This window comes from Streptomyces sp. NPDC060205 (assembly GCF_042728395.1).
Taxonomy (GTDB): Bacteria; Actinomycetota; Actinomycetes; order Streptomycetales; family Streptomycetaceae; genus Streptomyces.
Genome location: NZ_JBHWZP010000372.1, coordinates 1 through 8750 on the forward strand (window position 1 = coordinate 1; position 8750 = coordinate 8750).

Sequence of the window (8750 nt, forward strand, 5' to 3'; positions counted from 1 at the left end):
CCCCTAGGCGCCTAGGGGCGCGGGGAACTGCGCGGCCAGCCACGATGCACCCGCACCCAGGAAACGAACCCGCGGCCAGCGGCTACGTGCACCACCACAAGAAGCGGTCGCACGACGACTCCGTGGGGGTCGGTTCCGGGTCGGGGTCCGGCGCGTCCGTCGTCGGGTCGGGATCCGGCGTACCAGGATCCGACGCCTCGGGGGCGGACGGGCCGGAGGCCGGGGCCGAGGACGCCGGCCCGTCCGTAGCCGTCGCCGACGGATCGGCCGATTCCGTCCCCTCCTCGTCCTTCTTGTCCTTCTCGTCGTCGTCCTTGTCCTTCTTGGACTTCTTCGGCTTCTCCGACTCCGAGGCGGACGGCGACGCCCCCGGCGACCCGGCGCCCCCGCCCCCGGTCGCCGACGCCCCGTCCGCGGAGGCCGAGGACCCCGCGGACGCCTTCTCCGCGGCGGACGCCTTCGGTTCGGAGGACGGCGCCTCTATGCCCAGTTCGGCGAGGCTCAGCCCGCCGGCCGCGAGCAGCAGCCCCGCCGTCACGAGGAGCACCCGCTTGCGCCGCCGCCGGTGCAGCGCGGCCTTGCGGTCCCGCCGGTTCGCCCGCACCCCGCGGCTCCCGCCGCGCGTGCCGCGTCCGCGCCGGGCGCGGCGCCCCGCGCCGCCCTCGCCCTCCGGCCCGGAGTCGTCGCCCTCGTCCGACGCCTCGTCGCGGTCGTCGGCGTCCTCACGGTCGTCCGGGGAGGCCGCGTACTCCCGGCTCGCTTCGGCCGGTGTACCGCACCCCGGGCAAGCGAGGGCGCCATTGAGGTGCCGTTGGCACGGGAGGCAGTAGTCCATGACGCCGGAAGACTAAACTCCGCTCAGGTCACGTTCCCAGCCGCAGCTGTGAAAGTTCTGTGCTGAACTGCCCGTTCGGGTGTGCCAGTTGAGGACAGGCCCGACCATTCCCCGCCTTCCTTCGCCATCTCGCCGAAACCGTTCTTCGTTCGACCCATTGACACGTCCGCCGCCCAATCCTTACTGTCTGGCCAGCATTTCGAACGTGTGACGAAATATCGAACAGTCGAAACAGATTCGTAAAAGCAGCCGCAGAGCACGACAAGGGGCATTCTCCGTGCGCATCACCGGAATCAGCACACACGTGGTCGGGACGCCATGGCGCAACCTGACCTATGTCCAGGTGCACACCGACGAGGGCATCACCGGGGTCGGTGAGACCCGCATGCTGGGCCACACCGACGCGCTGATCGGCTATCTGCGGGAGGCGCAGGCCAATCACATCCTCGGTTCCGACCCCTTCGCCGTCGAGGACCTCGTCCGCCGGATGAAGTACGGCGACTACGGGCGCGCCGGCGAGATCGTCATGTCCGGTATCGCCGTGATCGAGATGGCGTGCTGGGACATCAAGGGCAAGGCCCTGGGCGTGCCCGTGTGGCAGCTGCTCGGCGGCAAGGTCACCGACCGCGTGAAGGCGTACGCGAACGGCTGGTACACCACGGAGCGCACTCCGGAGGCGTACCACAAGGCGGCCCAGGAGGTCGTCGCGCGCGGGTACAAGGCGCTGAAGATCGACCCCTTCGGGACGGGTCACTTCGAGCTGGACCACGAGCAGTCGCTGTACTCGGTCTCGCTGATCGAGGCGGTCCGTGACGCGATCGGCCCGGACACCGAGCTGATGCTGGAGATGCACGGCCGCTTCTCGCCGGCCACGGCCATCCGGCTCGCCCGTGAGCTCGCCCCCTTCAAGCCCGCGTGGCTGGAGGAGCCGGTGCCGCCGGAGAACCTGAAGGCGCTGGAGAAGGTGGCGGCGAAGGTCGACATCCCGGTCGCGACCGGCGAGCGCATTCACGATCGCATCGAGTTCCGTGAGCTCTTCGAGAGCCAGGCCGTGGACATCATCCAGCCCGACGTCGGCCACCTCGGCGGCATCTGGGAGACCCGGAAGCTGGCGGCGACGGCCGAGGCCCACTACGTTCTCGTGGCGCCCCACAACGTGGGCGGGCCGGTCCTGACCGCGGCTTCCCTCCAGGTCGGCTTCTCCTCCCCGAACTTCAAGATCCTCGAACACTTCAACGACTTCGCGGACGCGGACATCAAGAAGATCGTGAAGGGCGCCCCGCAGGTCGTCGACGGCTACTTCGAGCTGTCGCACGAGCCGGGCCTGGGCGTCGAGCTGGACACGGACGCGGCGGCGGAGTTCCCGCAGCAGCAGGCGCGCTTCGACCTGTGGGCGGACGGCTGGGAGCAGCGCAAGCCGAAGGGTGCCGGCAAGTGACGCCGCCCGGCACCGAGTTGTACAGGGGCTTGTGGCAGGCTGTGCCCAGCCGCCGGTCGCCGCTGTCGCCGGGCCGCGCGGCGGACCGGGGGGCGTACCGCCCCTTCGGGACCCCGACCCGTCCCACCGCCACGGAGCCGTCATGAGCGCCGCATCCCAGGCCGTCGTCATCGAGGGGCCGGGCGAGCACCGGCTGGCCCCCCACGAGCCCACGGCACCCGCCGCGGGCGAGGCCCTGGTACGGGTCCACGCGAGCGGGATCTGCGGCAGCGACCGCGAGGTGTACCAGGGCAACCGTCCCGAGGGGTACGTCCGCTATCCGCTGACCCCGGGCCATGAGTGGTCGGGGACGGTCGAGGCGGTCGGCAGCGGGGTGCCCGGGGGCCTCGTGGGCCGCAAGGTGGTGGGCGAGGGCTTCCGCAACTGCCAGGTCTGCGACCGCTGCCACGCGGGCGAGACAACGTTGTGCACGGCCGGCTACGAGGAGACGGGCTTCACCCAGCCCGGCGCCATGGCCGGCACGCTCACACTGCCCGCGCGCCTGCTGCACGTCCTGCCGGACGACGCCGACCTGACGGCCGCGGCGCTCCTGGAGCCCGCCGCCTGCATCGCGGCGGCGGCGCTGAAGGCGAACGCGCGGCCCGGCGAGCGGGTGGCGGTCGTCGGCACGGGCACGCTCGGCATGTTCGCCGTGCAGTTCCTGAAGGCGGGTTCGCCCTCGGAGCTGCTGGTGGTGGGCACCCGCCCGGATCGTGCGGAGCTGTCGCGGAAGTTCGGCGCCAGTGACTTCCGTACCCGGGACCAGGAGCTGCCCGCCGACTTCGACGTGGTGATCGAGACGGCCGGTTCGGCGACCGCCGCGACCACCGCCGCCTCGCTGCTCAGACGCGGCGGCCGGCTGGTGCTCACGGGCATCCCGGCGGCGGGCGCACAGGGCCTGGACCCCACGGACCTCGTCGTACGGCAGCTGGAGGTGCACACCGTGTTCGGTGCGCCGCCGGAGGCCTGGGCGCACACGGTACGGGTCTTCGGCGCGGGTCTCCTGGATCCGCTGCCGCTGGTGACGCACGAACTTCCGCTGGACGAGTTCGCCCACGCCATCGAGCTGGTGGGGTCGGGCGATCCCAAGGTCGGCAAGGTGCTGCTGCGCCCCTAGGCGTGTCGGTTCCGGGCGACCCCCCGATCCGTACGCCGGTGCGGAGACCTGACGCTTCGCACCGGCGTACATCCACCCACACGAACCATGTCCGACATATCGAACATCCACCTCGCCAGAGCCAACGCACTTCGCCAGAGCTAAGGAAAGCTTGTGACCGACGCTTCTCCCAGAGCGGCCCGTCGACCCGGTGAGCAGGCGCTCGCCGCGCTCGGCCTGGGCGCTCCCGCCCTGTCCCCCGCCGACGCCTCCCCGCACTCCTTCCCGGGCGGCGGCCGGTGGCGTACCGAGATCCCCTCGTGCGAGGGGCCCGAGGCGCTGGCCGTGGTCCTCAAGGAGTCCTCGCGGCTCGATGTGCCGATCCACCGGATCAGCCAGGGCAGCGGCATCTGGATGCTGACCGACGCCGAGATCACCGAGATGGTCGACGCCACCGCCGAGCGCGACATCGAGCTGTGCCTCTTCACCGGTCCGCGCGGCACCTGGGACATCGGCGGCTCGACCCGTACGGACTCGCGGGGCGGCGGTACCAGGGCCCGTGGTCACGATGCGGTGGCGGGCTGTCTGGAAGACGCCGTACGCGCAACGGAGTTGGGCGTAAAGTGCCTCCTCGTGGCTGACGAGGGCGTGCTGTGGACTCTGCACAGGGCCCGTGTCGCCGGGATCCTTCCGGCCGACACCACGCTCAAGGTCTCGGCGCTCATCGGTCCGGTCAACCCGGCCGCGTACGCCGTGTACGAGCAGCTCGGCGGGGACTCCATCAACGTGCCCAGCGACCTCACGCTGGACCACCTGACGGAGATCCGCAGGGTCAGCGCGGCCCCCATGGACATGTACATCGAGGCTCCCGACGATCTCGGCGGCTACGTGCGCATGTACGAGGTCGCCGAGCTGATCCGGCGCGGCGCACCGCTGTACCTGAAGTTCGGCCTGTCCAAGGCTCCGGGGATCTACCCGTACGGCCACCACATGAGGGAGCTGACGCTGTCCACGGCACGGGAGAGGGTGCGGCGCGGCCGGCTGGCCCTGGACCTGCTGGCGCGGCACGGGGCGGACGGCGACATGGCGCCGCTCGGCTCGCGGCTGCCGGGGACACTCCAACGTTTTGACATTCCCTCATAACGTTCCGACTACACCCCCTTCACAAAAGACGACGCGGCCGAACACAATCCCACACACCTCCTCGGTCGTTCCTCGCTCCACCACCTTCACAACTGAAGACCGAGCCTCCGTCAGAGCATCAAGGAAGATGATCATGCGCAATCGCAAGGCAGCCCTCTCCGCCATAGCCGCGGCCGCCTCCCTCGCCCTCACCCTGTCCGCCTGCGGGCAGGACAGTGACGGCGGCAGTGAGAGCGACAAGGGAGACGCGAAGGGGGGCACCGTCGGCATCGCCATGCCGACCAAGTCCTCCGAGCGCTGGATCGCCGACGGCGCCAACGTGGAGAAGAACCTCAAGGCGGCCGGCTACAAGACCAAGCTGGCCTACGGCGAGGACGACCCGGACACCCAGGTCTCGCAGATCGAGAACATGATCACGCAGGGCGTGAAGGCGCTGATCATCGCGGCGATCGACAACAAGTCGCTCGACAACGTTCTGCAGCAGGCCAAGGAAGCCGACATCCCGGTCATCTCCTACGACCGCCTGATCCTCAACTCGCCGAACGTCGACTACTACGCGTCGTTCGACAACGAGAAGGTCGGCGAGCTCCAGGGCGGCTACATCGTCGAGAAGCTCGGTCTCAAGGACGGCTCCAAGAAGGGCCCGTTCAACGTCGAGCTCTTCGCCGGCTCGAACGACGACAACAACACCCAGTACTTCTTCAAGGGCGCGATGAACGCCCTGCAGCCGTACATCGACAAGAAGCAGATCGTCATCAAGTCCGGCCAGACCAAGCTCAACCAGGTCACCACCCTGCGCTGGGACGGCGGCACCGCCCAGAAGCGCATGGACGACCTGCTCACCTCGGCGTACAAGAGCGCCAAGGTCGACGCGGTCCTCTCGCCCTACGACGGCATCTCCATCGGCATCCTGTCCGCGCTCAAGTCGGACGACTACGGCTCCAAGAGCAAGCCGCTGCCGATCGTCACGGGCCAGGACGCCGAGGTCGCCTCGGTGAAGTCGATCATCGCGGACCAGCAGACGCAGACCGTCTACAAGGACACCCGCAAGCTCGCCGAGGTCGCCGCCAACATGGTCGACTCCGTGCTGCAGGACAAGAAGCCCGAGACGAACGACACCAAGACGTACGACAACGGCGCCAAGGTCGTCCCCGCCTACCTGCTGGACCCGGTCAACGTCGACAAGTCCAACTACAAGGAGGTCGTCGTCGACTCGGGCTACATCAAGGAAAGCGACCTCAAGTAACAACCGCCGTTTTCTAAGGATTGGAAGGCACGACCATGGCGGGACCCGTCCTGGAAATGCGCTCGATCGTCAAGACCTTTCCCGGCGTCAAGGCGCTGTCGGACGTCTCACTGAGCGTCCGGCCGGGCGAGGTCCACGCCATCTGCGGGGAGAACGGCGCCGGGAAGTCGACCCTCATGAAGGTCCTCTCCGGCGTCCACCCGCACGGGACGTACGAGGGCGACATCCTCTTCGAGGGTGAGCCCTGCACGTTCAAGGACATCAGGGCGAGCGAGCAGCACGGCATTGTGATCATCCACCAGGAGCTTGCCCTGGTGCCCTACCTCTCCATCGCGGAGAACATCTTCCTCGGCAACGAGCACGCCACGCGCGGGTTCATCAGCTGGACCGAGACGCTCAGGCACGCGACCGAGCTGCTGCGGCGGGTCGGGCTCGACGAGCACCCCGACACCCGTGTCGCCGACATCGGTGTGGGCAAGCAGCAGCTCGTCGAGATCGCGAAGGCGCTGTCGAAGAAGGTGAAGCTGCTGATCCTCGACGAGCCGACGGCGGCTCTGAACGACGAGGACAGCGGCAAGCTGCTGGACCTGATCCTCGGTCTCAAGGACCAGGGCATCACCTCGATCATCATCTCGCACAAGCTCAACGAGATCGCGGCGGTCGCCGACTCGGTGACCATCCTGCGCGACGGGCGGTCCATCGAGACCCTCGACGTGAAGGCCGCGGAGACCACCGAGGACCGGATCATCAGCGGCATGGTCGGCCGCGACCTCGACCACCGCTTCCCGGAGCGCACCCCGCACGACACCGAGGTGGGCGCGGCTCCCGCTCTGGAGATCCGCAACTGGACCGTGCACCACCCGATCGACCAGCAGCGCAAGGTGGTCGACGACGTGTCGATCCAGGTGCGCCGCGGGGAGATCGTCGGGATCGCCGGGCTGATGGGCGCCGGGCGCACCGAGCTGGCGATGAGCGTCTTCGGGCGCACCTACGGCCGGTACGCGGGCGGCACCGTCCTCAAGGACGGCAAGGAGATCCGTACGAAGACCGTGTCCGACGCGGTCGAGCACGGCATCGCGTACGTGACCGAGGACCGCAAGCACTACGGCCTCAACCTCATCGACACGATCAACCGGAACATCACGCTCAGCGCGCTGGGCAAGGTCGCCAAGGGCGGTGTCGTCGACGAGCACCAGGAGCGCCAGGTCTCCGAGGGCTTCCGCAAGTCGATGAACATCAAGGCGCCGACCGTCTTCGAGCCGGTGGGCAAGCTGTCGGGCGGCAACCAGCAGAAGGTCGTCCTCAGCAAGTGGATCTTCGCGGGGCCAGATGTGCTGATCCTGGACGAGCCGACCCGCGGTATCGACGTGGGCGCCAAGTTCGAGATCTACACGGTCATCGACAAACTGGCCGCCGAGGGCAAGGCGGTCGTCTTCATCTCCTCCGAGCTGCCCGAACTGCTCGGTATGTGCGACCGCATCTACACCATGTCCGCCGGGCGGCTGACCGGTGAGGTCCAGCGGGCCGAGGCCACGCAGGAAGTGCTGATGCGCCAGATGACGAAGGACAAGAGGTAAGACCGATGAGCACGAATGTGACCGCCAAGTCCCCCGCGCCGGCCCCTGCCGGCAAGGGCGGCTCGTCAGGCGGCGACGGCCTGCTGCAGCTGATGGTGGACGGCATGCGCCGCAACATGCGGCAGTACGGCATGCTGATCGCGCTGGGCCTGATCGTGGTGCTGTTCGCGGTGTGGACGGACGGCGACCTGCTGCTGCCGCGCAACGTCTCCAACCTGGTGCTGCAGAACAGCTACATCCTGATCCTCGCGATCGGCATGATGCTCGTCATCATCGCGGGCCACATCGACCTGTCGGTCGGCTCGCTCACCGCCTTCGTGGGCGCCGTGGCGGCCGTACTGATGGTCAAGCACGACGTCGACTGGCCGATCGCCGTGGTGCTGTGCCTGCTCCTGGGCGCCGCCGCGGGAGCCGCGCAGGGCTTCTTCATCGCGTATCTGGGCATACCATCCTTCATCGTGACCCTCGCGGGCATGCTGACCTTCCGCGGTCTCACCGAGATCTTCCTTGAGGGCCAGACGCTCGGCCCGTTCCCCGAGGGCCTGCAGAAGGTCTCCAACGGCTTCCTCCCCGAGGTCGGCCCGGACACCAACTACCACAACCTCACGCTGCTGCTCGGCTTCGCCGTGATCGCGTTCATCGTGCTGCAGGAGTTCCGCGACCGCAGGCGGCAGCAGGAGTTCGCGCTCGACGTGCCGCCCTTCAAGCTGTTCCTGCTGAAGATCGTGGCCCTGGCCGCCGCGGTGCTCACGGTGACGATGATGCTCGCCAGCTACAAGGGCGCGCCGGTCGTGCTGATCATCCTCGGCGTCCTCGTCGTCGGCTTCGGCTATGTGATGCGCAACGCCATCATCGGCCGCCACATCTACGCCATCGGCGGCAACCTGCCCGCGGCGAAGCTGTCCGGTGTGCGGGACAAGAAGGTCACCTTCCTGGTCTTCCTCAACATGGGCATGCTCGCGGCGCTGGCCGGTCTGGTCTTCGCGGCCCGCTTCAACGCGGCCTCGCCCAAGGCCGGTGTGAACTTCGAACTGGAGGCCATCGCGGCCTCGTTCATCGGCGGCGCGTCGATGAGCGGCGGCGTGGGCACGGTCCTCGGCGCGATCATCGGTGGTGTCGTCCTCGGTGTGCTCAACAACGGCATGAACCTCGTCGGTGTCGGCAGTGACTGGCAGCAGGTCATCAAGGGCCTGGTGCTCCTCGCGGCGGTCGGCTCAACTCCCGCACCCACCTCGGGTTACGGGCCCCCGCGTGCGCCGGGATGGCGCATCGATTCCGCACCTGGGGCGCACGGGGGCATCTGTGGGGGCGCGTACGAGCGGAGGGGGCGGGCCCGGGCCGTCGGCGGCTCACGCACAGCCCGACCGGCCGAGGTC

General features: G+C 68.6%; 7 protein-coding genes. 6 read left to right on the top strand and 1 reads right to left on the bottom strand.

The genetic code is table 11. The features are described 5' to 3' along the window. Positions 1–82 precede the first annotated feature (82 nt). A complete protein-coding gene (locus ACFWGJ_RS38125) occupies positions 83–835 on the bottom strand; it encodes a hypothetical protein (protein ID WP_387333550.1) in 753 nt (250 codons plus the stop codon). 277 nt (positions 836–1112) lie between these two features. Between ACFWGJ_RS38125 and ACFWGJ_RS38130 the strand changes: the two genes are divergently transcribed. The 6 genes from ACFWGJ_RS38130 to mmsB all read left to right on the top strand — a co-directional run. Then, entirely contained in the window at positions 1113–2273 is a 1161-nt protein-coding gene (locus tag ACFWGJ_RS38130; RefSeq protein WP_387333551.1) for a mandelate racemase/muconate lactonizing enzyme family protein, read from the top strand. 142 nt (positions 2274–2415) lie between these two features. Further along, the gene (locus tag ACFWGJ_RS38135) at positions 2416–3429 is read left to right on the top strand and encodes a zinc-binding dehydrogenase (RefSeq protein WP_387333552.1); all 1014 of its coding nucleotides are present in this window, start codon (positions 2416–2418) and stop codon (positions 3427–3429) included. Positions 3430–3582: 153 nt separating this feature from the next. Continuing rightward, positions 3583–4551 carry a hypothetical protein gene (locus ACFWGJ_RS38140; protein WP_387333553.1) on the top strand — a complete coding sequence of 323 codons (969 nt, stop codon included), beginning with the start codon at positions 3583–3585 and terminating at the stop codon, positions 4549–4551. A gap of 133 nt (positions 4552–4684) precedes the next feature. Beyond that, positions 4685–5797 carry a multiple monosaccharide ABC transporter substrate-binding protein gene (gene chvE, locus ACFWGJ_RS38145; protein WP_387333554.1) on the top strand — a complete coding sequence of 371 codons (1113 nt, stop codon included), beginning with the start codon at positions 4685–4687 and terminating at the stop codon, positions 5795–5797. A gap of 35 nt (positions 5798–5832) precedes the next feature. Beyond that, positions 5833–7374, top strand: coding sequence for a multiple monosaccharide ABC transporter ATP-binding protein (gene mmsA / locus ACFWGJ_RS38150; protein ID WP_387333555.1), 1542 nt, complete (start codon positions 5833–5835; stop codon positions 7372–7374). A 5-nt stretch (positions 7375–7379) separates the two neighbouring features. After that, a partial coding sequence (mmsB, locus tag ACFWGJ_RS38155; protein WP_387333556.1) for a multiple monosaccharide ABC transporter permease occupies positions 7380–8750 on the top strand: 1371 nt, incomplete at its 3' end.

Coding starts and splice junctions, on each gene's coding strand:
- chvE (WP_387333554.1), top strand. CDS start 4,685: ATGCGCAATCGCAAGGCAGCCCTCTCCGCCATAGCCGCGGCCGCCTCC.
- mmsA (WP_387333555.1), top strand. CDS start 5,833: ATGGCGGGACCCGTCCTGGAAATGCGCTCGATCGTCAAGACCTTTCCC.
- ACFWGJ_RS38135 (WP_387333552.1), top strand. CDS start 2,416: ATGAGCGCCGCATCCCAGGCCGTCGTCATCGAGGGGCCGGGCGAGCAC.
- ACFWGJ_RS38125 (WP_387333550.1), bottom strand. CDS start 835: ATGGACTACTGCCTCCCGTGCCAACGGCACCTCAATGGCGCCCTCGCT.